We start from the raw sequence: 26,042 nt of genomic DNA, 5'->3' as shown, positions 1-26,042 counted from the left end.
TCTTCTTATTTCCCCTTCACTATCCTCTTGATGTCATTCAGCTTGTTCAGCGCCTCCAGCGGAGTGAGGTTGTTCACGTCCAGATTCAGTATTTCATCGCGTATCTGACAAAGCACCGGGTCATCGAGCTGGAAGAAGCTGAGCTGCATACCCCCTGCCGAAGAGGCTCCCTCGGTAATGGTCTTTCCGCTCACCGTTCCGGTCTGGCGATTCTCCATTTCAAGCTGACGCAGAATTTCGTCGGCACGCCTCACAATGCTTTTAGGCATGCCCGCCAACTTCGCCACATGGATACCGAAAGAGTGTTCGCTGCCTCCGCGCTCCAACTTGCGCAGGAAAATGACTTTATTATCCACCTCCTTCACCGAAACGTTGTAGTTTTTGATGCGCTTGAAGCTTTTCTCCATCTCGTTCAGCTCATGGTAGTGCGTGGCAAACAGCGTGCGTGCTTTGGCTCTGGGATGTTCGTGAATGTGCTCCACGATGGCCCAAGCAATAGAGATGCCGTCGTATGTGGAAGTGCCCCGTCCCAATTCGTCGAAAAGCACAAGGCTGCGCGGAGAGAGGTTGTTCAGGATATCGGCGGCCTCGTTCATCTCCACCATAAAAGTAGACTCGCCTACGGAGATATTGTCGCTGGCGCCTACACGGGTGAATATCTTATCCACCAGACCGATGTGGGCACTCTCAGCCGGAACAAAACTGCCGATTTGGGCAAGCAGGGTAATGAGCGCCGTCTGCCGGAGCAAAGCGGACTTACCTGCCATGTTCGGACCGGTGATGATGATGATTTGCTGCGTATTGCTGTCGAGCATCACGTCGTTGGCTATGTACTTCTCTCCTATCGGGAGCTGCTTCTCGATGACCGGATGACGGCCTTGCCGGATTTCCAGCACGTCATCGTCGGCAACGACGGGACGGATGTAATTGTTTTCGCGCGCTGCCGTGGCAAACGAGAGCAAGCAGTCCAACCGGGCTATCTGGTTGGCGTCTATCTGGATGGCGGGGATAAACTCGGCCAAAGACTGCACAAGTTCATTGTACAACTGCGTCTCCAACGCCAGTATCTTGTCTTCCGCACCCAGAATTTTCTCTTCATACTCTTTCAGTTCCTGCGTGATGTAACGTTCGGCATTGACCAGCGTCTGTTTGCGAATCCACTCCTGCGGCACTTTGTCTTTATGCACGTTGCGCACCTCGATATAATAGCCGAAAACGTTGTTGTAGCCAATCTTCAGACTGGGAATGCCCGTCTGTTCGCTTTCGCGCTGCTGCACCTGCAAAAGGTAGTCCTTGCCCGTGTAGGCTATCCGGCGCAATTCGTCCAGTTCGGCATTGACACCTTGTTTGATGATGCCTCCCTTGTTGACCAGCAGTGGCGGGTCGTTGTTGATTTCCCTATCGATGCGGTCGCGAATGGAACGGCAGATGTTTAGCTGTTCGCCGATGCGGTTCAGACTGGCATTATCGGCCTGCATACATGCTTCCTTGATGGGTTCGATGGCTTGTAAAGCCACCTTCAAAGCCACCACTTCGCGAGGAGAAACACGCCCCACCGCCACTTTGGAAATGATGCGTTCCAAGTCGCCTATCAGGTGCAGTTGCTCTTCTATCAAATCCTTGAAATCGGGCTGGCGAAAGAAATACTCCACCACATCGAGGCGTTCGTCGATAGGCCTCACATCTTTCAACGGAAATACCAGCCAACGCCTCAGCAGACGCGCGCCCATCGGACTGATGGTCTTGTCTATCACGCTGAGCAGGCTGCTTCCGCCGTCGTTCATCGACCCCATCAACTCCAGACTGCGCACCGTGAACTTGTCCAGACGGACGTATTTGTCTTCTTCTATGCGGGCCAGCGAGGTGACATGTCCTATCTGCGTATGTTGCGTCATGATGAGGTATTGCAGGATAGCCCCCGAAGCGATGACACCGTTTCTGAGATGCTCCACGCCGAACCCTTTCAGGTTTTTCACTTCGAAATGCTTCAGCAGTTTTTCGCGGGCGGTGGTTTCGGTAAACACCCAGTCGTCCAGCTCGAAAGTAAAGAACTTGCTTCCGAAGTTACCTTCGAACATACCCCTCCGGCCTCGTTCGAAAAGCACTTCTTTGGGCGAGAAGTTGTTCAGCAGCTTGTCCACGTAGTCGAAAGGACCTTCGGCTGTGAGAAACTCACCGGTGGATATATCCAGAAAAGCCACTCCGCAAGCGCCTTTGCCGAAATGCACGGCGGCCAGAAAGTTGTTCTCCCGATGGTTCAATATGTTGTCGTTGATGGATACACCCGGTGTCACCAGCTCCGTGATGCCCCGCTTCACGAGTTTCTTTGTCAGTTTCGGGTCTTCCAGCTGGTCGCAGATGGCTACGCGCTTCCCGGCGCGTATCAGTTTGGGCAGATAGGTGTCTAACGCATGGTGGGGAAAACCTGCCATTTCAACCGTCTTTTCTTTGCCGTTGGCACGCTTGGTCAGCGTGATGCCCAAGATTTCGGCAGCCACCACGGCATCGGTAGAATAGGTTTCATAGAAGTCGCCGCAACGAAACAGCATGACGGCATCGGGATGTTTCGCCTTCAAGTCAAGAAACTGTTTCATCATCGGGGTGAGGACAATATCTTCGTGGCTCATGTGAGTTTTTTATGTTTATAGGATTATAAGTCTGAAAGTTCATAAAGCACCGCAAAGAGGTCGGGGAAAACCGTAAAGATACGGGCCTTTATCAACTCAAAGGCTTGTCATGCAAAGATAATTCTTTTTTAGAAACAGATGCGGCGGGGCTTCAAAACCTTAGCAAGCCTTAACAAAGAGGATGATTTTGCTAAAACATGTTATTAAACACGCTTTTTTATTTGTTTTATTTGGAGGTAAGCAGAAAAGCCGTACCTTTGCAATGTGTTTTTCATAGTATTAGATTTAAGGTTAACAAAGGTTGGAGTACAGCGGTACTCCTTTTTTATGCCTGTACGTTTCGGTTCATGGGAGGGCGATACAAGGGATTTAATATCCCCAAATCGGAATAATTTCCGATTTTATCATTTTGATTTCACACATCTGAAAAGACAAATGGAGCGATTGTTAGATAGTTGCACATTCTCGCCGAACAACGAACGGAGTTTCTTCTCTACTTCAGAAAGAGTATAGTGCGGTGGCACAAAGTATCCCCTTCTGTTCAACACATTTCTCACAAACCAATCGCCCACTCCTCGCTCACCCTCCACATAGAAGCAGCCGCACAACCTTCCTGAAGGTTTTAACACTCGAAAAATCTCGGCAAAAGCCTTCTCTTTGTCCGGGAAAGCATGAATACCATTCATCGTAAGTACACAATCGAAACATCCATCCTCAAAAGGCATATCACCAACGTCACCACGAACAAGTGTCAGATTGTGCAGCTCATCACTTTTTTTCCGCAGCGATGCAAAGCGTATCATTTCTTCAGAATAATCCAAGCCAACAATCTCCGCATTTGTCATACGCTGATATTTGGCATGCGTAAACACCATTGTCCCCACCGGAACATCCAATATCTTTCCCTCAAAATCATCAGGAATAAAACTCAATACTTTACGAGCTATTTCATTATCATCAACCCCCCACAGCCAATGCATGTAAAGCCACGACCACCATTTACGTCCCGTCAGCACATCATCGTAACGAGACATCATACGATCATACGCATTTTTCTGTGCCATTTTCGCAACTGTTGAATTTAACATGAAACACAATATCAGTAGATAAATTTTATTGCAGTTTCAAGAACGGCAATGTATTTCCGCTTGTGGAAAGCGGCAATTTGCCATCCCATTTTTCCACGGCTTTGAGCTGAATCAGTTCCGGCGTGATGCTTTGCTGAAGGATGCGGTTAGCATCGGCCTTACCTTTGGCGGCAGCCACCACTTTCTCGGCTTCGGCAATGGCGGCTTTCTTCTCGTTCTCCACTTTCAAGGCGTTTTGCACGGCTGTGTTTTTCTCGTCGATAGCGGCTTGCAGCACGTCGTTAGGCTTCACGCTGGACTGTATGTTGGTGAACGTAAATCCGCGTGTGCTCAAGCGTTCTTTCAGCAACGCTTCCACCTCTTTCTCGAAGGCGGGGCGATTGTTGATGAGCGAATCCGTCTCATACAATCCGGCCACATCCTTATAGGCATTCTTCACTTCGGTCAGGATGACGGACTGTTCCAGTTCTTCGGTTGTTTTTCGATAGCGCAGAAAGACGATTTTCGCATTCTCGCGCTCGATGTAATACTCAATGGTAGGGTCGGTTTTGAAGATAGTTCCTTTCTTGTCTTGTATGTCGAAGGGTTCGTAATCGACAATCTGTGCAAAAGCAGGATATTCGAATAATTGTTTGGAGAACCGGTTGTACATCACCCATCCGGTTTCTACCTTTGCATCGTCCACGCCACGCTCGCTGCCGGCTAAATTAACGATGATTCCCGTCTGACCGGAGTCGATGCGCTCCACGGCAAATATTATCATCATCAACAATGCGATTCCGATGATTGCGACGCCTGCCGCTCCGAATTTTACGGTTGTTTTCTTTGTTACTCCCATGATGATATACTGATTTTTAATGAAACAATGCCCAAAGATATTTATTTTTGATAGAAAAACGACCGGCAGTATTGTTTTTTATTCTTCTGCCCGATGCGGACTGCATAAAACACGGCATAACTCCATTCGTTCACTCTTCGGATTGATGAGGGCATAAACAACAAATGGAGAGCGAAGCATCTCCATTGAACTTCGCCCTCCACTTCACAGTAGTTTTTACGATTTAGCAAGATTATCCCAACGGATTTCCCGTCTGACCGCTTTCACCGCTTTCCGAAGGCTTCGGGCCGGTGTTTTCGCTCTTCTTTCCGCCATCGGTATAATCGGTGTCGGGCATTGCCATCCGGGTGATGCTCATACTGTTCAGCATCTTGCTGAAGGCTTTTCCAGGAAGAAAGAGAATGCGCTTACGCACGATATTGCCCACCGAAACGTCTTTTTCCTTATCCGCGCTCTTCGCCTTAAAGGAAGGACGGAAACGCCCGAAGTCGCCCAAAGCGATGGTCTTCCCATCGTCAATCTCTTCCGTCATGATATCTACCAAGCCTACGGCCACCAAATCGACCACCTTACGGTGTACACCTATGATTCGGCTTACCTTGGCACACAACTTGTCAAAATCCACCTCACCGCTTCCCACGGATTTGGCTACATACTTTTCGGTTTTTGTCTTGTCAAAACCAAACACACGTTTTGCTACTACATACTGAAGTCCCATAGTTTTTCTGTTTTTAAATGATTAATAATATAAGATATCAAGGCTGATGCCCTTTCTCCTTCGAGGGAGCAGAAACGCAGCGTGAGGCCTCAACGATGCAGCATCTGTTTCTCAAATTCGATGTTGCAAAGTTAGCGCGGGAAAAAGGAGAAAGCAAGAAAACGACATCTACAACGGAAAATGTTAAAACGCTGTTTATCAGGGATTTTAAAAAACAGTGTCTCTACAACGCATAAAAGGAAAATTGGTGGAAAAGAAAACCGAAAGAGCATCATCTCTACAACATGAGAAGCTAAATATCTGATAATCAAATATGCGGTTTACGGTCGTCTCTACAATTTCACTTCAGGCCGTTTTTTCCTCGTATCTCCCCAAAGAACCATTCCTTTCCCGAATTTCCACATCGACGGTATGCTTCGCCAAGCAACGGAGCACATGGGGGCATGTAGGATATTAAGGGATAAAAAGCATGCAGTATTTTTGAAAAAATCAAGACAAAAAATCCGCCATCAAAAAGCCCTTTCTAACGTTTACTAAAAGTTGGCCGGATTTTTACTAAATTTCCACCCAAGATTTACTAAAAATCCGGTGAGTTTTTACTAAAAATTTTCAGCCCCCTCCAAAGCGCCTTGAAAGCGGGATTGAGAAGAGATTTTCGATTAAATAAAAAAAGCGGACATAACAGCCTGCAGAAAGAAAAGTGAATACAAAAAGCGTTGCGGAAAGTACATTCCTATTTTCGTATATCCACTTAAACCCACAAAAAGCACATTTTCATAAAAGAGTGTTTTGTTTGTAACTCTACAAAGCGGTTATAAGGCAAGATTTCAGGCAGCGATAACCGCCAAGACGGAAAAGAACAAGAGTGAAGAGATAGAGGTAGTCGAGAAGAATTAGAGGAAGCTAAGGGAAATTAGAGGGAAATTTCCTCTAATTTTTTCTATTGTCAACTAAACGATTATTTTTGCAGGCGAAACAAAACAGATATGCCAACAACGACTTATTTAGCATCCAAGCCTCGTTATGAGATATTGGACGGGCTTCGCGGCGTTGCCGCAATGATTGTGGTGGCCTTCCACCTTTTCGAGACTTACTCCGCCGGCCCCATGTCGCAAATATTGAATCACGGCTATCTGGCCGTAGACTTCTTCTTCGTGCTTTCCGGCTTCGTCGTCGGGTATGCCTACGACGACCGTTGGGACAGGATGGGCACGTGGGACTTCTTCAAACGGCGCTTGGTGCGCCTGCACCCCATGGTGATTATGGGAACACTGCTGGGCGCATTGCTCTTTTATTTCAGCGCATGCACGGCCTTTCCTTTAGTCGCCGACACCACATGGTGGATGGTGATACTGATGGCGCTGCTCGGCTGCCTGATGATTCCCACACCGACAACGTGGGACATTCGCGGATGGGGAGAGACAAATGCACTGAACGGCCCTACATGGTCGCTGATGTGGGAGTACGTGGCCAACATTCTTTATGCCTTATTCATCCGGCATTTTTCCAAACCGGCATTAACCCTCTTCGTGGTTCTTTCGGCCTGTCTTACGCTGGACGTCACACTGAACACCGACGTATTCCATCTGCTGGCAGGAAGAGGAGAAGCCACCCATACCCTGATAGGTGGTTGGAGCCTTACTCCCGACCAACTCTACATCGGCATTTCCCGCCTGCTCTATCCGTTCTTTATGGGACTGCTGCTATCGCGCATGGGCAGGCTGATAAAAGTGAAGCGCGGTTTTTACGTATGCGCCCTGCTGATTACGGTGATTCTCGTGATGCCACGCATAGGAGACGAAGCACATCAATGGATGAACGGCACTTACGAAGCCATAAGCGTGCTTGTATTTTTTCCTCTGATTGTGCTCATGGGAGCAGGCAGCAACGTCACGGGAAAACGTTCCGTGGCTGTATGCAGATTTTTCGGAGAGATATCCTATCCTCTTTACATTACTCACTTTCCATTGATATATATGCAGATAGCATGGGCAAGCAAGCATCCTGACGCATCGTTGGAAACACATGTGTTCATTGCAGTGTCTCTCTTCATCCTATCCATCGCCATTGCCTATGCTTGCTTGAAGCTGTACGACGAACCGGCAAGGGAATGGCTGAAACAACGGTTCCTGATGAAAAGAAGGTAGCCGTTTTCTGCCTTCCCTACTCTATTTCACAGGTACTTGAAACCGTGGCGGGCCGATGGTAGGTCCGCCTCCACCGGATCTACCGCTGTAAATTTTACTGCGAAGAATTTCATAGATAATTCCCCCTACATCCAATCCTAACTTGAACTTGTCGAAATTATAAGTAGGAATCACCATCGGAACCGTTTCCCAACGTCCACGCATGGCATTGTAGTAGCGCTGCACACCCACTTCCATGCTGAAACGTTCGGAAACGTCGAACAGCACACTGCCTCCATATCTGTGAGTTGTCATTCCATACGTATTGCCGATGGCATACGAACCGAACACTTTGAAAGCAAGACGGTCGGCAGCCTGATACATCAATGCTCCCGAAGCGGTAAATGCCTGTCCGCTGATGTGCGACATGTTCAGCTTCAGGGCATCCATGCCGAGTTGAAAACTCAGATTCCTGTCAATCACCTGCCGATAGAGCAGTGAAGCTTCATTGAAACGCCCTATGCCGGGCAAGGTCGTTTGTCCGCCTGCTCCCGATAAAGCTCCTCCATGAAACTGCATGATGATTCCGTTCGTGCGATAGTCACCTCTGAAGAGCGGCGAAGGATTGGTGTAATAAGGTATGCGGAACGTTTCTTTCAACGAAAAACGGGGCAGGCTGTCAACACCTTCGGAATGGAGAGGGGGAGCAGACAGGAGGGTTTCAGGAGAAACGTCGGACGAAGAATGGACGGGCCGGCTCATTTCGGGCGTTATGGACACTGCCCGGCGCACACTGTTGCCGACAAGACGCGTACTGTCTTCTTGCGCAGAGAGCCGTTGCGGAATGAAAACCGGCAGCAAGAAGCATCCTAAGCAGATTACTGTTTTCCGTATCATCATACACATAACTTAAATATGAGACATACCACAAATATAGCAAAATTTCAGAACCTTTTGCCTATTGAAATACGTTTACTTCCGCCCTGCCAGATAAACCCCGCTCAATATCAGCACACATCCTGTCAATGCCACCGCAGTAAGATGTTCGCCAAGCAGCAGTATGGAGCCCGTCAGCGTGAAAACCGGGTTAAGGTAAAGATAGTTGGAAGCCGTAATCATGCCGATGCGCTTCAATATGACGTTCCAAACCACAAAGCATATCAACGAAGCCAACACACCTAAATACAAAAGGTTGAACAAAATGGCAGGCTCAAGCAGCTTCGACACATCAAACTGCCACGGATAGACGGCAAAGAAAGGAAGAATAGTGATTACGCCATAAAAAAATACTTTACGAGTGATGAACACCGCAGAATAACGACTTGAAAGTTTTCTGATTATCAGACTGTAAAAAGCCCAAAGCAAAGCCGAAAACAAAGACAAAAAATCGCCGAGCGGAGAAATCTTCAGAACGAAATTTCCATTATACACCACCAAAGCCACTCCCAGCAAAGCTATCAGCGAACCGCCCACCAACCAGCGTGTGGCTTTCTCTTTTTTGTAGATGAGCAAAGCAAGAATCGTGGTAAGCAACGGAGCCGTACAGACAATGAACGACACATTGCTGACTAAGGTTATCTTTATCGCTACGTTTTGTGCAAGGAAAAAACCCGAACCGCCCGTGACACCGCTTGCCAGCAACAAAAGTTCATCCTTCCAGTCATAGGCGAACAGTTTGTGCGGAGAAATAAACCAAATGCCCACATAGGCTATCAGGAAACGGGCAAAAAAGATTTCTTGCGGAGACATGCCGCTTTCTATCAATACTTTCGTTGAAATAAACGTCAATCCCCATACCCCCACTATGAGGGCGGCGACAATGTGCCAAATATGATTCTTCACTTCGTTTTTGTTTTAAACATGCAAATGTATACAAAAACTCTGTTTCTTTATCAGAATATGAAGAAATTCAAAAATACCCTCCGCGTTTTTACGTTGGGATATAAAAGTCTATGTTTAAATTTTCCTCCATATCATGTAGGGTATTCTTTTTGAGCAAAATTAAAACAGACTCTGAGGTAAAAGCATGTTTTTTAGTCACTAACGATACAAATCTGAAAATAAACAATTACCTTTGCACCGCTTATAAACCGTATTTTAACCGATTTCAACAATATAACAAACAAGGTTTTCAACAATATACTAACAACTATCATCATGGAATACAATTTCAGGGAGATTGAAAAGAAATGGCAGAAAAAGTGGGTGGATAACAAAACCTACCAAGTGACGGAAGACGAAACGAAACAAAAATTCTATGTACTGAACATGTTCCCCTACCCCTCCGGTGCAGGCTTGCACGTAGGACACCCGCTGGGTTACATCGCTTCGGACATCTACGCCCGCTACAAACGACTGCAAGGTTTCAATGTACTGAATCCCATGGGATACGACGCATACGGACTTCCGGCAGAGCAGTATGCCATACAGACGGGACAGCACCCTGCAATTACCACCAAAGAAAACATCGACCGCTATCGCGAACAATTGGACAAGATAGGTTTCTCTTTCGACTGGAACCGCGAAATACGCACTTGCGAACCGGAATATTATCATTGGACGCAATGGGCTTTCCAGAAGATGTTCAATAGCTATTATTGCAACGATGCCAAACAGGCACGCCCCATTGAAGAACTGATTGAGGTCTTCCAAAAACAAGGTAACAAAGACTTGAACACGGCTTGCAGCGAAGAACTGCACTTCACTGCCGAAGAATGGAACTCCAAAACCGAAAAGGAACAGCAGGAAATCCTGATGAACTACCGCATCGCCTATCTGGGAGAAACAATGGTGAACTGGTGTCCGCAACTGGGAACCGTACTCGCCAACGATGAAGTGGTGGACGGAGTATCCGAACGGGGCGGTTTCCCCGTAGTGCAAAAGAAGATGCGTCAATGGTGTCTGCGTGTATCCGCTTATGCGCAACGTTTATTGGACGGACTGGATACCATCGACTGGACCGACTCCCTGAAAGAAACCCAAAAGAACTGGATAGGCCGCAGCGAAGGTGCCGAAATACAATTCAAAGTGAAAGACAGTGATTTGGAATTCACCATTTTCACCACCCGTGCAGATACCATGTTCGGTGTCACCTTCATGGTATTGGCTCCCGAAAGCGAATTGGTATCGCAACTGACAACCGATGCACAGAAAGCAGAGGTGGATGCCTACTTGGAACGTACCAAGAAGCGTACCGAACGCGAACGCATTGCCGACCGCAGCGTTACCGGCGTATTCTCCGGAAGTTATGCCGTGAATCCTTTCACAGGCGAAGCAGTGCCCATCTGGATCAGCGATTATGTATTGGCCGGATACGGAACAGGAGCCATCATGGCCGTTCCTGCCCATGACAGCCGTGACTATGCCTTTGCCAAACACTTCGGATTGGAAATACGTCCGTTGGTAGAAGGTTGCGATGTCAGCGAAGAGAGCTTCGATGCCAAAGAAGGCGTTGTATGCAACTCTCCGCGCAAAGATGCTGTTCCTTATTGCGACCTTTCATTGAACGGGCTCACCGTCAAGGAAGCCATCGAAGCGACCAAGAAATATGTAAGGGAACACAATCTGGGACGCGTAAAGGTCAACTTCCGCCTGCGTGATGCCATCTTCTCGCGGCAACGTTATTGGGGCGAACCTTTCCCTGTGTATTACAAAGAAGGTATGCCCTACATGATTCCCGAAAACTGCCTGCCTCTGGAACTTCCCGAAGTAGCAAAATTCCTACCTACCGAAACCGGCGAACCTCCGTTGGGACATGCCGTGAAGTGGGCTTGGGACACTGTAAAAAATTGCGTCGTAGAAAACGAAAAGATAGACAACAAAACCGTTTATCCACTCGAACTGAACACCATGCCGGGATTCGCCGGTTCGAGCGCTTACTACCTGCGCTACATGGATCCTCGCAATCATAAAGCATTGGTCGATAAAAAAACGGATGAGTATTGGCGCAACGTAGACCTTTATGTGGGCGGAACGGAACATGCCACCGGACACTTGATTTACTCCCGCTTCTGGAATAAGTTCCTGTACGACCTCGGTGTTTCCGTAACGGAAGAACCGTTTCAAAAGTTAGTGAACCAAGGCATGATTCAGGGACGAAGCAACTTTGTATATCGCATCAAGGACACCAACACATTCGTGTCTCTGAACCTGAAAGACAAATACGACACTACCCCACTCCACGTGGATGTAAACATCGTATCGAATGATGTATTGGACATTGAAGCCTTCAAAGCATGGCGTCCCGAATATGCAACTGCCGAGTTCGTCTTGGAAGACGACGGCAAATACATCTGCGGATGGGCTGTGGAGAAGATGAGCAAATCGATGTTCAATGTTGTAAATCCCGATATGATTGTCGAGAGATACGGAGCCGACACGCTTCGTATGTACGAAATGTTCCTTGGTCCGGTGGAACAGTCGAAACCATGGGATACGAACGGCATAGACGGTGTGCACCGCTTCATCAAGAAATTCTGGTCTTTGTTCTACGACCGCAACGGCAACTATTTAGTGACGGACGAACCGCCCACCAAAGAAGAACTGAAATCGCTGCATAAGCTGATTAAGAAAGTGACGGGAGACATCGAGCAGTTCTCTTACAACACCAGCATCAGCGCCTTTATGATTTGCGTAAACGAATTGTTCGGCATGAAATGCAGCAAAAAGGAAATCCTGAACCGATTCGTCGTCGTACTGGCTCCTTTTGCCCCGCACGTATGCGAAGAATTGTGGGAAACAATGGGAAATACAGAATTCGTATGTGATGCCGAATGGCCTGCCTCCAAGGAAGAATATCTGGTGGAAGACACTGTGAACTACACCGTTTCTTTCAACGGAAAGGCACGCTTCAACATGGAGTTCCCGGCAGATGCAACACCGGATACCATTCAAGCCGATGTATTGTCCGATGAACGTTCGGCCAAATGGATAGAAGGAAAGACCATTGCCAAGGTAATCGTCGTGCCGAAGAAGATTGTGAACATCGTTTTCAAATAACAGATATGCAAATTACAAAACCAACCAAAGCAGAAGTGACGAGAGAATTGCGAGACTATGTCTTCATCACTTTCGGACTCATCAGCTACGCACTGGGATGGGCGGCATTCCTCATCCCTTATCAGATTACTACCGGAGGCACTACCGGTATCGGAGCCATTATCTATTACGCCACCGGATTTCCAATCCAATGGTCGTACTTCATCATCAATGCCATTCTGATGACATTTGCCATTAAGATACTCGGACCGAAGTTCAGTATCAAAACCACATATGCCATCTTCGGACTGACTTTCCTGCTTTGGTTTTTCCAGTTGTTAGTGAACGGAGCGGACGGTGTTCCGCCGCAGATACTCGGTCCCGGACAAGACTTCATGGCCTGCCTGATAGGCGCCACGATGTGCGGAATCGGATTAGGCATCGTGTTCAACTGCAACGGAAGCACGGGAGGTACCGATATTATCGCCGCTATCATACACAAGTACCACGACGTCACCTTAGGACGCATGGTAATGGCATGCGACATAGTCATCATAAGTTCCTGTTACTTCATCTTCAACGACTGGCGACGGGTAATATTCGGTTTTGTAACTTTGTTTGTCATAGGATTCGTGTTGGATTACATCGTAAACAGTTCCCGACAATCCGTGCAATTCTTCATCTTCTCAAAAGAATATGAGAAAATTGCCGACCGAATCACCAAAGAAACCCATCGTGGTGTAACGGTACTCGACGGCATCGGCTGGTACAGCAAACATAACGTGAAAGTATTGGTTGTGCTTGCTTACAAACGCCAGTCGATAGAAATATTCCGGATGGTGAAAGACATAGACCCGAATGCGTTCATCTCGCAAAGTTCCGTCATCGGCGTATATGGAGAAGGATTCGACCGACTGAAAGTGAAGTAGTAATACAGGCGAGCCACAAATATAAAGGAGATATTCAATGAGTATAAAAAAGAAATTCGTATTTGCTACCAACAACACACACAAGCTGGAAGAAGTCAGCGCCATTCTTGGTAAGAAGATTGAACTTCTCAGCATGAAGGACATAGACTACAACGTCGATATTCCCGAAACAGCAGATACGCTCGAAGGAAATGCTTTGATAAAAGCAAGATATATCTTCGAAAATTATCACTTGGATTGTTTTGCCGACGATACCGGTTTGGAAGTAGAAGCTCTCAACGGTGCTCCCGGAGTATATTCAGCCCGTTATGCCGGCGATGCACACGATTCGGAAGCCAATATGAAAAAACTGCTGAAAGAGATGGAGAATGTAGAAAATCGCAGAGCCCGATTCCGCACCGTATTTGCCCTTATCATCAACGGAAAAGAACACTTGTTCGAAGGAATCGTCAAAGGAGAAATCATCAAAAACAGAAAAGGAACTTCCGGCTTTGGATATGACCCTGTATTCGTGCCCGAAGGTTATTCACAAACCTTTGCCGAAATGGGCAACGAACTGAAGAATAAAATCAGCCACCGGGCAATGGCCACCCAAAAGCTTTGCCACTTCCTATTGATGAAATAATACTTGAGTTTGGGATAAGAAGCAGGTACACAGTAAAGCCCCCTATAAATGGCAATCGTTTATAGGAGGCTTATATTTTAGATAACTACAATCCCAATTCGGCCGATATTTCCAACATCCTTTGTATGGGCTTCACTGCTTTGGCAACAATTTCAGCATCCACTTTTATTTCGGGCGACTCATTTTTCAAGCAGTCATAAAGCTTTTCCAACGTATTCAGACGCATGTAGCTGCATTCATTGCAGGCACAGGTACTGTCGTTGGGAGGAGCAGGAATAAAAGTTGTATGCAGACACTTCTTTTGCATTTCGTGCAGGATGCCCGACTCCGTAGCCACAATATAACTCTTTTCAGGATGAGCCACGGCATATTTCAGCAATGCAGCCGTAGAACCTACCACATCGGCCAGCTTCAGAACCGTGCTTTTACATTCGGGATGCGCCAATACCAACGCACCGGGATGCCGCATCTTTAATTCAACAATCTTTTCAACCGAGAATTGCTCGTGTACATGGCATGCACCATCCCATAGTAACATCTCTCTTCCGGTGATGGAGTTGATATAATTACCCAGATTCCTGTCCGGCCCGAAGATTATTTTCTCATCTTTAGGGAAGCTTTCCACAATCTGCCTGGCGTTGGTAGAAGTGACCACCACATCGGTCACTGCCTTCACGGCTGCCGTTGTGTTGACGTAGGATATCACCGTATGTCCGGGATGCTCTTTGACAAACTTACCGAACTTATCGGCTGGACAACTATCAGCCAGCGAACAACCTGCCTCCATATCCGGAACCAGTACTTTCTTGTCAGGACAGAGAATCTTTGCCGTCTCGCCCATGAAGTGCACACCGCACATAACGATAATGTCAGCCTCCGTGCGAGCTGCCCATTGTGCCAAGGCCAGACTGTCACCCACATAGTCGGCTATATCCTGTATCTCACCTTTCTGGTAGTAGTGCCCCAGAATGATCGCGCTCTTTTCTTTCTTCAGCTGTTTGATGGCTTCTGTCAGATTATCCATAATTATATTTTTTATTCCTCTTCTTTTAAAAAATCCTTTGATGGTGATGATAGTCGGTTAATAGTGTGGATAAATAAAAATGATTTTTCTTGCTTATTAAGTTATTAGTTACAAGCCATGTACTATCCTTAAGTTATCAACTCATTTTAAAGTATTCTATCAGCTGATTATAAGCTTACTACAGCTTTTATTATCTTTTCTATTAACAACAGTTCACAAGGCGCAAAGTTAATAACTTTAGAGAGATTAATGGTCGAAACAATGCTTAAAAATGTGTTGATATACCCTTAGAAGATTTTTGCTAACTTATTTGTTTTGTTAGTATCAGTATCGTAATATATTTTTCAATGAATAATGCAAGGATTACTTTTAAAAATGTTTCCACGCTGTATCGATACCTTTTCCACGGTTATTAACAGGGATGTTAACGGAAAGAATTATCTTTGCATCAGATAAATATAAATAGAGCGGCACATGAATCGAAAACTGAAGATAACGGAGTTGAATCGCATCAGTGTGGAAGAGTTTAAGGAAGCGGATAAACTGCCTCTGGTGGTCGTGCTGGACAATGTTCGCAGTCTTCATAACATAGGTTCTGTGTTTCGCACTTCGGACGCTTTCCGCATAGAGTGCATTTATCTTTGTGGCATCACTGCCACTCCTCCCCACCCTGAAATGCACAAAACGGCACTTGGAGCCGAATTCACCGTAGATTGGAAGTATGTTGATAACACTGTTGAAGTTGTTGATAACCTCAAGGAAGAAGGTTATACGGTCTATTCCATAGAGCAGGCAAAAGGCAGTGTGATGCTGGATGAACTTACGTTGGATAAGAGCGAAAAATATGCCGTGGTGTTGGGAAATGAGGTGAAAGGTGTTCAGCAGGAGGTGATAGACCATTCTCACGGTTGCATCGAAATACCCCAATACGGAACGAAGCATTCTTTGAACGTATCGGTCACGGCAGGTATCGTTATTTGGGATTTATTCAAACAATTGAAACAGCTGTAAGGCTTATTCCTGGTTTTGTGCATGTATATATGCAGTAGATTGGTTCTATGTACTTAAATTTATGCCTGTTCGGTACATTGATATGTTTTTATGTTTTCGTATATTTGCTGCATAAATATATAGATATATAATTCTGATTGATATGAAAAAAGTAATATCTTCGTGGATAGGTGTTTTTGTAGGTTGCATCATTATGGGAGCAGGGTTTGTATACTTTATCAATCCCTATAATTTGGTTCCGGGTGGGGTGTATGGAGCGAGTATTGTGCTTCATAATCTGGTTCCTTCCATTCAGGTGGGTACGTTCGGATATATGTTCGACATTCCGTTGCTTATTATTTCCGTGCTTTTTCTTGGAAAAAAACTCGGAGCGCGCACCATCGTTGCAGCGCTTTTCACTCCGCTTGTCATGAATACTTTGTCCATCTTGTCTTATCCTTCCAAGGAAGCACTCCATCGGTTGGATCCTACACAGTTACTGGGAGGTTGCATCGACATGACAAATCATCTGATGCTGACTTCCATAATCGGTGCGGTGGTCATCGGCATCGGTTGCGGCACCGTGGTGCGCAGTCAGGCTACAACGGGAGGCACGGACATTGTGGCAATGTTGTTGCAGAAATACTGTCACATACGTTTTTCAAAGTCCATTTTGCTGGTAGATGGCGTTGTGGTATTGTTCGGTCTGTTGGTCATCGGTTTCGGTATCGGCAATCCGGGCGATTCTGCCCAGCCTTCTTGGCATTTGTCTTTCTATTCGCTCATTGCCATTTTCGTCACTTCGAGGGTGATGGCCTATGTTATCAACGGAGAGAAGAACGATAAGATATTGTTTGTCATCAGTGATATGCGCCTGACTGCCTTGCACGACTATATTATCAAGGATTTGGACCGCACGGCCACCTGCATCAAGAGCAGCGGCCTGTATACAAAGTCCGATAAGGAAATGTTGTTTCTTGTGATGAGTTATAAAGAGGTGGCGGGCATTAAGCAAAAAATAAGAGAGGTCGACCCGAAAGCTTTCGTAGTGGTGACCGATGCTTACGATGCCTTTGGCGAGGGATGGAAAGAGTTGCCGATGGCGGGAGAACTGCAACCGGAATAAGGGGCGGGGGATAACAGTAAATAAAGCTATTCAATGATCAGGGGTGTCGTCGTGACATCCCTTTTATGTTTATAGGGGATTGTGAATATAAATCGTGCTCCTTGCATGTATTCAGAATCAATCCATATTCTGCCTCCCAGTTTTTTTATGGTAATCTTGCAAATGGAAAGTCCCAGCCCGGTGCCTTGTACATATTCGTCCAGTTTGTAGAATCTTTCGAATACGGCTTTCTGTTTGTCCAACGGAATGCCGCATCCGGTGTCGGTAACGGAAAATACCCATTCTTGTGCTTCATCATCGGGTTTCACACTCAGTTCGATGAAACCTTCCCGGGTGAACTTGGCAGCGTTTCCTATCAAGTTGATAAGGATCTGATTAAATTTTGTAAGGTCGGTTTCCGCGTTGGCGGTTAGCGTGGAGTGACGGAAATACAGCTTTGTATCTTTGTTGATGCTTGTCTGTATGCTGTTCATAACGTTTTGGCAATGTGGTATCAAATCTGTTTTGGAGAAGTTGAAATTCTGCTTGTCCGATTCCAGCCGCGAAAGGTCGAGGATGTCGTTGATGAGTTTCAACAACAAGTCCGAATTATAAGAGATGATGTTTACATATTCCTTTATATTTTTATTTTGTTTGGTCTCTTCTTGTAAGATGGTGGAAAATCCCACTATGGCATTGAGCGGAGTGCGTATTTCGTGGCTCATGTTCGATATGAACGCCGATTTCAGCCGGTTGCTCTCTTCGGCTTTATCCTTGGCTGAACGCAGTTCCTTTTCGGAATCCTCCAACCGTTTCTTGTCGTCCATCAGTTTGTTTTTCAGTTGGTGGATGTGCCAGGAATAGTGTATGGATATAATTATTCCCACGATAAGACTTATCATGACCACTGACATTAGCAGCAAATACCACCTGTAATTGTGTAATACTTCTTTCCAATTTAAGGTGGTGTCATTGATGTAGATGCTTTTATCGGGTAACATTTCTTTTGATAAATTGAATTTTTTCAATTTATCCATGTCAAAACGGAATTCATTGTAACAACGATGGAGGTATACAGGAAAGTCTTTCTTTTCTTTATCGATGTGTTGATAGACGTGTTGTGCAAGTGTCACTCCTACTTCTTCATTATATTTTGGGATGGAACCTCCGATGCACCAATAGCCTATACCTGTTCCGGTAAGGCTGAATACGGGTAGTTCGTTGTTGGCTTCCTTGAAGAGGTATTCGGCGTTTTTCATGTAGATTACATTCTTTTTGTCAAACCTCCAGATGCAGAGAATGGCCGCGGTGTTTTCGGGCAGTGAGGCCGTGGTGTGCAAAGCTTCTTCAAGATCCATCCGGCTGCCGTTTATGTAGATAAGGTTCATGTGCGGATAATTTTTCTCAAGCGTGTGTTTTACGATTCTCATCTCACTCAGTCCGAGGTAGGTATTATCGCTGATGATGGCTATGTTTTTGGTAGAGGGGAATAAGCGGGTGATCAGTTTGTAGTCGGAATCTGTGTCGTATTCATAGTAGTCAAAGAATCTTACGTTGAACTGTTCCATCACTTGTTTGTAGTCCACGATTCCTTGTTTTTGGGTATCAGCTACTTGCAGTGAAGGGATGGCATTGTCTGTGAATGTGGCACCGTATCGTTGGCCCATGATACATCCTAAAGGGATTTTCTTGTATTTCTCTTCGGTCAGCGAAAAGTAGCACGACCATGCTTCGGGTCCTAAAAGCAGGATGAATTTTGCGTCGGGATGTTTGTCGAGTATCTTTTTCATCCTGTTCATCCAATTGGTTCTTTCGTCCAAAGACAAGCAGTTGATCGATTCTACCACCGGTGAATATTTACCGTCCAACCGTGTGTATTCATTTACGAATTTCGTGATATTGCTGTATATATATTTACTTTCGTAACTATAGGAACTGATAATCAGTATTTCTTCCTTGTTTTTTTCTTGTTGTTGTGCGTATGCGGCTGAAAGGCAGAAATAAAGGAAAAAGAATGTTTTTATAATGCGTTTCATGGGAAATGGATTTGTTCGTCCGGACAAAAATAAATATTAATTTAGTAATAATGAAAGAATAATCCTGGAAAATGAAATTTTTACAAGTTTATAGCGAATCCTCCCGTAAAAGTCTTGATTTTTCAGTTTGGGGATGGTTCACAATTGTCCGTTTTCCACTAACTTTATTACTCGTTCGGTCAGCGCATCTTCTCCTGCGGGGTCATACTTTTTTTTCAGGCTGGCACCGAACAATGTGGCAAAGGTTTGGTAGAATCCCGCCTTGAAAGAGCCCATGAATGCCTTTACTAGTTCATAACCCGTGGAGTGCGTCTGTCGGTCTACCAGCTTTATCAGCAGCTTGCCCTGCGTAAGGGTCAGTTTCTTCAGCCGGGGGGTATATTGTTCTTTCATGCCTTTCTCTACGGCCTTGATGTGCTGCCGGCGTGCTTTCTCGTTGGGTAGGGTCATCATGTACTCGTAGGTTTCGATGATGGCACGGTTCACTTCTTTGGCGATGGGAAGCACTTTCTTCACGTCGCGGATAAGTTTATAGTACTTTTCCATCTCTCGCTTGTTCTTGAACGTTAGCGGCTTGAATATGTAGACGTTGGGCAAGTCGATACACGGAATGGTGTCTCCCTCGTACACGCACATGGGCACAAGGTAAACATTCTTTTGCGCATCGGCCCTTGTGGGCTGTCGCTGTGCAAGAGCTTTCGGGCCGATGCAGAGCAGAAACACAATGAATATTACGATATTAAGTCTAATGTTCATGTTACAAAAGTATATCATTCCACGGAATGTTGTTGCATTCGGTTGTTTTTTCCTCGGTATCTTAACTTATTTATTGAACTTTTGAGAATCGCGCAGCCAGCCTGTGCATTTGTGGGGATCGGTATTGCCGGAGCGGAAGCCGAGGGGGCATACGGTTCTGTTCGCCTGCGGATATATGCGCTCCATGCACAAGATGCCATCTTGTGTATCATGAGATGTGCATGTCATGCAACATAAGATGACATCTTGTGCAGCGTAAATCAATATCTCGTGTTCATTGATACGCTTGTCTTAGGGGCATCGGGAAATATCTGCCTTATTTTCCGCCAATGGGTTGCTTATGCAAGTCGTACTTTTACGTTAAGTTTTCAGGAGAGTTCTTTCCTATTTCCGTTTAATAGCCGTATTTTCGCATGCCGATGACCATCAACAACGAAACGAATATAGAGAGAATGAAATACATCAGATTGGGAGTTTTTGTGAGTATGCTGCTGACGACCGCTGTGCTTTGGGCGCAAAACACGCCCTTGTCTCTTTGGGAAGAGCATCTGGAACAATTATCTGCCGATGCCGGAGAAGAGCATGATTGGGAAAACGAGCTGCAAGAACTCTCCCAACTGCTGCAAGAACCCCTCAACCTCAACGAGGCGACCAAAAGCCAATTGGAGCGATTTCCTTTCCTTACGGATATTCAGATAGAAAACCTGTTGGCATACATCTACGTGCATGGGCCGATGCAGACCGTATATGAACTGCAACTGGTGGCGGAGATGGATAAACGCACCATCGAACTGCTGCTGCCCTTTGTATGCGTACAGCCGCTGAAAGGGGAGGGTAGGCGTTATCCCACCTTGAGAACCATCATGAAGTATGGTCGGCACGAAGCCCTTGCCCGTCTGGATTTGCCTTTCTATACGCGCAAAGGATATGCCAAGAACTACCTTGGCCCTTCGCCCTACCACTCCATGCGTTATGCCTTCCGCTACGGCGACTACCTGCAAGCAGGCATAACGGGCGAGAAGGATGCCGGAGAGCCGATGTTCGGCCTGCACAACGGCAAAGGCTATGATTCCTATTCGTATTATTTCATCATCAGGAACTTGGGCAGACTGAAAACGCTGGCTTTGGGCAATTATCGCCTCAGCTTCGGGCAAGGGCTGGTGGTCAGTACCGATTTCCGTTTGGGCAAGACCTTCTCCCTGTCCGCCGCCGAACATCGTGCCGGAGGCATACGCAAGCATGCCTCTACGGACGAATACAACTACTTCCGCGGAGCGGCGGCAACGGTGCAGGTCATTCCTTCGTTGGAGCTGTCGGCCTTCTGCTCGCACCGCCTCATGGATGGTGTGGTGAAGGAAGGAGAAATTACCTCCATCTACAAGACCGGCCTGCACCGCACGCAGAAAGAAGCGGACAAGGCAAATGCCTTTGCTCTTCAGCTCATGGGCGGCAACCTGACCTACGCGAAAAAGACATTAAGGTTGGGGGCAACGGGCATCTGTTATTTCTTCGACCGCCCTTATGAGCCGAAACGGGACGGTTATAGCCGATACAATCTGCACGGCACAGCGTTTTATAACATCGGTGTGGATTATCAATATCGTTTGGGACGTATTGTGTGGGTAGGGGAGGCGGCCATGGGCAAGCAGGGATATGCTTTATTGAACAAGTGGAAGTATGACTTCTCACCCGACTATCGGTTGTTGCTCGTTCATCGCTACTATTCCTTTGATTATTGGGCTATGTTCGCCCGCTCCTTTGCCGAAAGCAGCGCACCGCAAAATGAGAACGGTTGGTATCTGGTGGCAGAAACTGCTCCCTTTGCCCGTTGGAGGTTCTTCGCTTCGATAGACATGTTTTCCTTTCCTTGGTGGAAGTACCGCATCAGCAAGCCGTCGCAAGGAACGGATGTCATGTTTCAGGCATCCTATTCGCCCCGGCGCAATCTGTCCATGTATCTTAATCATCGATATAAGCGGAAGGAAAGAGACGTGACGGGCAGCGGCGGTGCAGTTACGTCGCCCATACGCCATCATCGGTTTCGGTATAGGCTGTCCTATGCGCCGGGGAGTTTTACATTCCGCACCACGATCGACTACAATCATTTTCGTCAGCAAGACAAAGCAGGCTATCACTTCGATGGGAAAGACGGATATCAGTTCACACAGTCTTGCGCCTACTCTCCTTCTTCCTTCCCCTTGTCGCTTGCCTTGCAAGCCACTTATTTTGATACGGACGATTACGATTCGCGCATATATGCCGCTGAAAGAGGCTTGCTGTACACCTTTTCTACGCCGTCTTTCTCCGGCAGAGGCTGGCGTTATTCCGCTGTTCTCCGTTACGACGTGGGCAAGGCCTTTATGTTTCTTGCCAAGTTCGGACAGACCGTTTACGGCGACCGCGAGACCATCGGTTCAGGCAACGAACAGATAGACAGCCATCGCAAGGCAGACTTGCAGATGCAGCTTAGAGTCAAGTTTTAGGCGGATTTCCATCCGTTGTTCCATTTATTCACTATATTTGCTCTTGTCTCAGGTTCATTCAGGTCAAAATAATAATTCATCAAATCATACGCTAACGATGACGGTCATTTATCCTTCTCCAATATTTGGTCCCGTTCATTCCCGCCGTTTGGGAGTATCATTGGGAATCAATCTGTTGCCTGCCGACGGCAAGGTGTGCACTTTCGACTGTATTTATTGCGAATGCGGCTTCAATGCCGACCGTCGCCCTAAACAGCAGTTTCCCACGCGCGAGGAGGTACGTGCCGCCCTCGAAGCGCGCCTGCAGAACATGCGGCAGAACGGCCCTGCGCCCGATGTGCTGACCTTTGCCGGAAACGGTGAGCCTACCGCTCATCCCCGCTTCCCCGAGATCATAGAAGACACGCTGACCCTGCGCGACCGCTATTTCCCACATGCCAAGGTAAGCGTTCTGACCAACTCCACCTTTATCCATAAGCCTGCCGTGTTCGACGCCTTAAATAAGGTGGATAACAACATCCTGAAGCTCGACACGGTGGACGAGGCTTACATCCGCGAACTCGACCGTCCAACCGGTTCTTATTCCGTGAATAAAATCATCGAAGGCATGAAAGCCTTCAAGGGCAACTGCATCATACAGGCCATGTTCCTGAAAGGCAGCTACGCAGGCAAGAATATGGACAATACCTCGGACAAATACGTTCTTCCTTGGCTGGAAGCAGTGAAGGAGATAGCCCCTCGTCAAGTGATGATTTATACCATCGACCGCGAAACACCCGGTCAAGACTTACGGAAAGCCACACACGAAGAGCTGGATCGCATTGCAGCCCTGATAAAGAAAGAAGGAATAGAAGTAAGTGTATCTTATTGAATTATCTCACATATTTGTCACTTTTACTCATTTTTCCTTTCGTTTTTATAGATAAATTAAAATAAAGTCCTATATTTGCTTACTATTTGATAAGAATAAAACTTTACTTATTTACTATTATGGAAAAAATAGACAATCTTGACCGGCAAATTCTGGAAATCATTTCCCAAAATGCCCGTATTCCTTTCAAAGACGTAGCTGCCGAATGTGGAGTATCACGTGCTGCCATTCATCAGCGCGTACAGCGTTTGATTGATCTTGGGGTTATTGTTGGATCAGGCTATCATGTAAACCCCAAGTCCCTTGGATACAGAACCTGTACGTACGTGGGAATCAAGTTGGAAAAAGGTTCCATGTATAAAACGGTGGTTGCCGAGCTGAACAAGATTCCCGAAATCGTAGAATGCCACTTCACCACAGGCACATACACCATGTTGACCAAAGTGTATGCCCGCGACAACGAACATCTGATGGACTTGCTGAATAACAAAATGCAAGAAATTCCGGGTGTGACAGCCACAGAGACACTGATATCCTTGGAGCAAAGCATCAAGAAAGAAATTCCTATTTGTCCTGAGAAATAAAAAAGAGTTATAAGTGATTTGTCATCAGCTTATAGTCAATAGCAAACAATAATGGATTTCTTGAACGAATATCATCTGTCTGGTCTTGTCATCGGTATCTGTACATTTATCATTATCGGACTGTTTCATCCCATAGTTGTAAAAGCCGAATATCATTTGGGCACCAAATGTTGGTGGATTTTCCTTCTGCTCGGCATCGGCGGCGTCATAGCTTCTCTTTGCACGGAGAATATTATGGTTGCTTCTCTGTTGGGCGTATTCGCTTTCTCTTCCTTCTGGAGCATCAAAGAAGTGTTCGAGCAGGAAGAGCGGGTAAAAAAAGGCTGGTTTCCTAAGAATCCTAAAAGAATCTATAAGTTCTGAGGAGTTGCTGGTATATTTTACCGGTCTTTTTCGCAAGGCTGTTTTTGGTGTGTTTTTCTTTTTTAAGCGAAATTCTTGCATATTTCAATGGAAAACACTACTTTTGTCCCCGCTATCCGTAGAAGGATACATCGGACTTGTAGCTCAGTTGGTTAGAGCAACAGACTCATAATCTGGAGGTCCCTGGTTCAAGCCCAGGCTGGTCCACACTGAAAACAAGCAGTTACGAATTTCGTAGCTGCTTGTTTTGTATAATCGGGTAAACAAACTGTTTGAGGCGGGAATTGATAGATGGTGATGTTCTATGGTGTAATCAGGCTTTCTCATCTTTTAATATATAGTTCGCAAAATACATTTCATTCATATTTTTTCTTTAATCCACGTTTATTGTACCCAATAAATAATTGGGTATTAAGCAACTTTCCAAGTCGATTTTATTATATTTGCAATCGGATGGGGAGGAACTCTATTCAATACATATTAGAAAAAGAAGAAGCGTTATGCTTATCTTGTAAGTGAAAACGTAGGAAATTTTCAATTGAGCAAGGATAGCATGGTGGTTCTCACGCATATGGCGTGGGCTGCTATTGTTACATCTGCTCAAAAGGTTTCCTACGACCTTCGCTTAAGACGTGGCATTGCAGTCCGCGTTTCTGCATTTAGTAATCCGCTCTATTGGACTGTGGGGCAAAAAGAAAAACGATATGGAACAACTATTCTGTCAGAGTTGCGGAATGCCACTGGTCGCTGACAATAAGGGAATCAATTCCGACGGCAGCCGCAATGAGGATTACTGCATTTATTGCTACAAAGACGGCAAGTTCACGCAAGACTTCAACATGAACCAGATGATTGAGTTCTGCGCGCAGTTTACCGACCAGATGAACGAGCAGACAGGCTGGAATCTCACTCCCGAACAGGCAAAAGAACGGATGCGCCAATTCTTTCCGAATCTGAAACGGTGGAAATAGAAGGGCGAGAGGACAATTCTTGAAAAGGCAATGGATTTGCTGGCTCAATGCAACGAGATGACACTGGCTTCAATCAATGCCGATGGAGTTCCTCGCCCCGTGCCGATGTCAAAAGGTCATACCGTAGGATACAATGAGGTATGGATGGCTACGGGAGCGGATTCGGTGAAAGTTGCCGATTTCAAGATGAATCCCAAAGCAGGACTTTGTTATTCTTTTTATGGAGACAGTGTTGCTTTGCGCGGAGCGGTTGAAATCGTCACTGATGACAGCATCCGCAAGAAAATGTGGCAAGACCGGTACATCAACCATTTTTCCGGTGGCCCGACAGACCCGAACTATGTGCTTCTCCATTTCATCGGAATCGAAGCTACCCTTTGGATAAATGGAGAGTTTGTTCATCGACACATTGAATGATAGCCAATATGGAAGTAAATAAAGAATATATAGCAGCCTGTGGACTTTATTGCGGAGCCTGTCGTAAATTTATATCCGGCAAATGTCCCGGTTGCCGCCAAAATGAGAAGGCTGCTTGGTGCAAGATTAGAACGTGTGTCATAAGCCACGATTTTCACACATGCGCGGAATGTGTTAAGGATGTTGCCGGATGCAAGACATATTCAAATCTCATAGGAAAGGTATTCGCTTTCTTATTCAGATCAGGCCGTCCGGCCTGCATCCGCTACATCAAGGAACATGGAGAAAAGGCTTTTGCCGAGGAAATGACGAAGCGCAAGTGTCAGACAATAAAGAGAAACTGTCACTATTAATTGCAGACTGGCAAAAAATAATCAGGTCTTGAAAGAGTAATCTTTCAAGGCCTGATTACAAGAAGTTGGACTACCAGGATTCGAACCTGGACAAACAGAACCAAAACCTGTTGTGCTACCATTACACCATAGTCCAAACTTATACGCTTTCTGTTAAAAAG

20 protein-coding genes, 2 tRNA genes and 1 pseudogene are annotated in these 26,042 nt (G+C 46.1%); 13 read left to right on the top strand and 10 right to left on the bottom strand.

The window, feature by feature from the left end; genetic code table 11:
* Window positions 1–5: 5 nt before the first annotated feature.
* The 4 genes from mutS to EV202_RS00330 form a co-directional block, all read right to left on the bottom strand.
* On the bottom strand, window positions 6–2,627 hold the full coding sequence (gene mutS / locus EV202_RS00345; RefSeq protein ID WP_125240130.1) for a DNA mismatch repair protein MutS: 2,622 nt from the start codon (window positions 2,625–2,627) through the stop codon (window positions 6–8).
* Between the two features lie 404 nt (window positions 2,628–3,031).
* Window positions 3,032–3,691, bottom strand: coding sequence for a class I SAM-dependent methyltransferase (locus EV202_RS00340; protein WP_131924535.1), 660 nt, complete (start codon window positions 3,689–3,691; stop codon window positions 3,032–3,034).
* A gap of 49 nt (window positions 3,692–3,740) precedes the next feature.
* Complete coding sequence (locus tag EV202_RS00335; RefSeq protein WP_106041243.1) at window positions 3,741–4,553, bottom strand: SPFH domain-containing protein; 813 nt, start codon at window positions 4,551–4,553, stop codon at window positions 3,741–3,743.
* Window positions 4,554–4,785: 232 nt separating this feature from the next.
* Window positions 4,786–5,271, bottom strand: coding sequence for an HU family DNA-binding protein (locus tag EV202_RS00330; RefSeq protein ID WP_106041242.1), 486 nt, complete (start codon window positions 5,269–5,271; stop codon window positions 4,786–4,788).
* A 986-nt stretch (window positions 5,272–6,257) separates the two neighbouring features.
* On the opposite strand from EV202_RS00330, the gene EV202_RS00325 reads away from it, so the two are divergent.
* Window positions 6,258–7,418, top strand: coding sequence for an acyltransferase family protein (locus EV202_RS00325; protein ID WP_131924533.1), 1,161 nt, complete (start codon window positions 6,258–6,260; stop codon window positions 7,416–7,418).
* 21 nt (window positions 7,419–7,439) lie between these two features.
* On the opposite strand, the gene EV202_RS00320 is transcribed toward EV202_RS00325, so the two are convergent.
* Entirely contained in the window at window positions 7,440–8,297 is an 858-nt protein-coding gene (locus EV202_RS00320; RefSeq protein WP_394364496.1) for a hypothetical protein, read from the bottom strand.
* A gap of 72 nt (window positions 8,298–8,369) precedes the next feature.
* Complete coding sequence (locus tag EV202_RS00315) at window positions 8,370–9,239, bottom strand: DMT family transporter (protein ID WP_131924529.1); 870 nt, start codon at window positions 9,237–9,239, stop codon at window positions 8,370–8,372.
* Between the two features lie 315 nt (window positions 9,240–9,554).
* Here EV202_RS00315 and leuS point away from each other — a divergent pair, with 315 nt between their 5' ends.
* The 3 genes from leuS to EV202_RS00300 are packed head-to-tail and all read left to right on the top strand — an operon-like array spanning window position 9,555 to window position 13,928.
* Complete coding sequence (gene leuS, locus EV202_RS00310) at window positions 9,555–12,395, top strand: leucine--tRNA ligase (protein WP_131924527.1); 2,841 nt, start codon at window positions 9,555–9,557, stop codon at window positions 12,393–12,395.
* Between the two features lie 5 nt (window positions 12,396–12,400).
* Entirely contained in the window at window positions 12,401–13,303 is a 903-nt protein-coding gene (locus EV202_RS00305) for a YitT family protein (protein ID WP_131924525.1), read from the top strand.
* A 43-nt stretch (window positions 13,304–13,346) separates the two neighbouring features.
* Window positions 13,347–13,928 carry a non-canonical purine NTP diphosphatase gene (locus EV202_RS00300; RefSeq protein WP_131924900.1) on the top strand — a complete coding sequence of 194 codons (582 nt, stop codon included), beginning with the start codon at window positions 13,347–13,349 and terminating at the stop codon, window positions 13,926–13,928.
* Window positions 13,929–14,013: 85 nt separating this feature from the next.
* Here EV202_RS00300 and nadA read toward each other — a convergent pair whose 3' ends face one another.
* The gene (nadA, locus tag EV202_RS00295; protein WP_131924523.1) at window positions 14,014–14,952 is read right to left on the bottom strand and encodes a quinolinate synthase NadA; all 939 of its coding nucleotides are present in this window, start codon (window positions 14,950–14,952) and stop codon (window positions 14,014–14,016) included.
* A gap of 474 nt (window positions 14,953–15,426) precedes the next feature.
* Here nadA and EV202_RS00290 point away from each other — a divergent pair, with 474 nt between their 5' ends.
* Both EV202_RS00290 and EV202_RS00285 read left to right on the top strand, forming a co-directional pair.
* Window positions 15,427–15,963, top strand: a complete 537-nt coding sequence (locus EV202_RS00290) for an RNA methyltransferase (RefSeq protein WP_106069612.1) — start codon at window positions 15,427–15,429, stop codon at window positions 15,961–15,963.
* Window positions 15,964–16,105: 142 nt separating this feature from the next.
* Window positions 16,106–17,068: a YitT family protein gene (locus tag EV202_RS00285; RefSeq protein ID WP_131924521.1), complete on the top strand. Its 963-nt coding sequence runs from the start codon at window positions 16,106–16,108 to the stop codon at window positions 17,066–17,068.
* A 26-nt stretch (window positions 17,069–17,094) separates the two neighbouring features.
* Here EV202_RS00285 and EV202_RS00280 read toward each other — a convergent pair whose 3' ends face one another.
* Both EV202_RS00280 and EV202_RS00275 read right to left on the bottom strand, forming a co-directional pair.
* On the bottom strand, window positions 17,095–19,083 hold the full coding sequence (locus tag EV202_RS00280; protein ID WP_131924520.1) for a sensor histidine kinase: 1,989 nt from the start codon (window positions 19,081–19,083) through the stop codon (window positions 17,095–17,097).
* Window positions 19,084–19,221: 138 nt separating this feature from the next.
* Entirely contained in the window at window positions 19,222–19,857 is a 636-nt protein-coding gene (locus EV202_RS00275; RefSeq protein ID WP_174704387.1) for a DUF4294 domain-containing protein, read from the bottom strand.
* 434 nt (window positions 19,858–20,291) lie between these two features.
* Between EV202_RS00275 and EV202_RS00270 the strand changes: the two genes are divergently transcribed.
* From EV202_RS00270 to EV202_RS00240, 7 genes and pseudogenes are all read left to right on the top strand, one after another.
* Complete coding sequence (locus EV202_RS00270) at window positions 20,292–22,322, top strand: helix-hairpin-helix domain-containing protein (RefSeq protein WP_131924518.1); 2,031 nt, start codon at window positions 20,292–20,294, stop codon at window positions 22,320–22,322.
* Window positions 22,323–22,419: 97 nt separating this feature from the next.
* The gene (locus EV202_RS00265) at window positions 22,420–23,193 is read left to right on the top strand and encodes a radical SAM protein (RefSeq protein ID WP_106069609.1); all 774 of its coding nucleotides are present in this window, start codon (window positions 22,420–22,422) and stop codon (window positions 23,191–23,193) included.
* Between the two features lie 119 nt (window positions 23,194–23,312).
* Complete coding sequence (locus EV202_RS00260; RefSeq protein ID WP_106069608.1) at window positions 23,313–23,777, top strand: Lrp/AsnC family transcriptional regulator; 465 nt, start codon at window positions 23,313–23,315, stop codon at window positions 23,775–23,777.
* Window positions 23,778–23,828: 51 nt separating this feature from the next.
* Window positions 23,829–24,140 (top strand): DUF4491 family protein, encoded by a 312-nt coding sequence (locus EV202_RS00255; RefSeq protein ID WP_106069607.1) that lies wholly within the window; start codon window positions 23,829–23,831, stop codon window positions 24,138–24,140.
* A gap of 133 nt (window positions 24,141–24,273) precedes the next feature.
* Window positions 24,274–24,347, top strand: a tRNA-Ile gene (locus tag EV202_RS00250).
* A 497-nt stretch (window positions 24,348–24,844) separates the two neighbouring features.
* Window positions 24,845–25,528: pseudogene (locus EV202_RS15425) on the top strand (zinc ribbon domain-containing protein).
* Window positions 25,525–25,881 (top strand): DUF3795 domain-containing protein, encoded by a 357-nt coding sequence (locus EV202_RS00240; RefSeq protein ID WP_131924516.1) that lies wholly within the window; start codon window positions 25,525–25,527, stop codon window positions 25,879–25,881. The pseudogene EV202_RS15425 and the gene EV202_RS00240 overlap by 4 nt, the downstream one beginning before the upstream one ends.
* A 65-nt stretch (window positions 25,882–25,946) precedes the next feature.
* Here EV202_RS00240 and EV202_RS00235 read toward each other — a convergent pair.
* Window positions 25,947–26,017 (bottom strand) — tRNA-Gln (locus EV202_RS00235).
* Between the last annotated feature and the right edge of the window lie 25 nt (window positions 26,018–26,042).

The sequence above is a fragment of the Prevotella heparinolytica genome (assembly GCF_004342845.1).
GTDB lineage: Bacteria > Bacteroidota > Bacteroidia > Bacteroidales > Bacteroidaceae > Bacteroides > Bacteroides heparinolyticus.
The sequence above is the reverse complement of the archived record's forward strand: the minus strand, read 5'-3'. Positions and strand labels throughout refer to the sequence as shown.

Excerpts from the sequence above, each read along its gene's own strand:
- mutS (WP_125240130.1), bottom strand. The coding sequence starts at position 2,627 with ATGAGCCACGAAGATATTGTCCTCACCCCGATGATGAAACAGTTTCTT.
- EV202_RS00340 (WP_131924535.1), bottom strand. The coding sequence starts at position 3,691 with ATGGCACAGAAAAATGCGTATGATCGTATGATGTCTCGTTACGATGAT.
- EV202_RS00335 (WP_106041243.1), bottom strand. The coding sequence starts at position 4,553 with ATGGGAGTAACAAAGAAAACAACCGTAAAATTCGGAGCGGCAGGCGTC.
- EV202_RS00330 (WP_106041242.1), bottom strand. The coding sequence starts at position 5,271 with ATGGGACTTCAGTATGTAGTAGCAAAACGTGTGTTTGGTTTTGACAAG.
- EV202_RS00325 (WP_131924533.1), top strand. The coding sequence starts at position 6,258 with ATGCCAACAACGACTTATTTAGCATCCAAGCCTCGTTATGAGATATTG.
- EV202_RS00320 (WP_394364496.1), bottom strand. The coding sequence starts at position 8,297 with ATGATGATACGGAAAACAGTAATCTGCTTAGGATGCTTCTTGCTGCCG.
- leuS (WP_131924527.1), top strand. The coding sequence starts at position 9,555 with ATGGAATACAATTTCAGGGAGATTGAAAAGAAATGGCAGAAAAAGTGG.
- EV202_RS00305 (WP_131924525.1), top strand. The coding sequence starts at position 12,401 with ATGCAAATTACAAAACCAACCAAAGCAGAAGTGACGAGAGAATTGCGA.
- nadA (WP_131924523.1), bottom strand. The coding sequence starts at position 14,952 with ATGGATAATCTGACAGAAGCCATCAAACAGCTGAAGAAAGAAAAGAGC.
- EV202_RS00290 (WP_106069612.1), top strand. The coding sequence starts at position 15,427 with ATGAATCGAAAACTGAAGATAACGGAGTTGAATCGCATCAGTGTGGAA.
- EV202_RS00285 (WP_131924521.1), top strand. The coding sequence starts at position 16,106 with ATGAAAAAAGTAATATCTTCGTGGATAGGTGTTTTTGTAGGTTGCATC.
- EV202_RS00280 (WP_131924520.1), bottom strand. The coding sequence starts at position 19,083 with ATGAAACGCATTATAAAAACATTCTTTTTCCTTTATTTCTGCCTTTCA.
- EV202_RS00275 (WP_174704387.1), bottom strand. The coding sequence starts at position 19,857 with ATGATATACTTTTGTAACATGAACATTAGACTTAATATCGTAATATTC.
- EV202_RS00270 (WP_131924518.1), top strand. The coding sequence starts at position 20,292 with ATGAAATACATCAGATTGGGAGTTTTTGTGAGTATGCTGCTGACGACC.
- EV202_RS00265 (WP_106069609.1), top strand. The coding sequence starts at position 22,420 with ATGACGGTCATTTATCCTTCTCCAATATTTGGTCCCGTTCATTCCCGC.
- EV202_RS00260 (WP_106069608.1), top strand. The coding sequence starts at position 23,313 with ATGGAAAAAATAGACAATCTTGACCGGCAAATTCTGGAAATCATTTCC.
- EV202_RS00255 (WP_106069607.1), top strand. The coding sequence starts at position 23,829 with ATGGATTTCTTGAACGAATATCATCTGTCTGGTCTTGTCATCGGTATC.
- EV202_RS00240 (WP_131924516.1), top strand. The coding sequence starts at position 25,525 with ATGATAGCCAATATGGAAGTAAATAAAGAATATATAGCAGCCTGTGGA.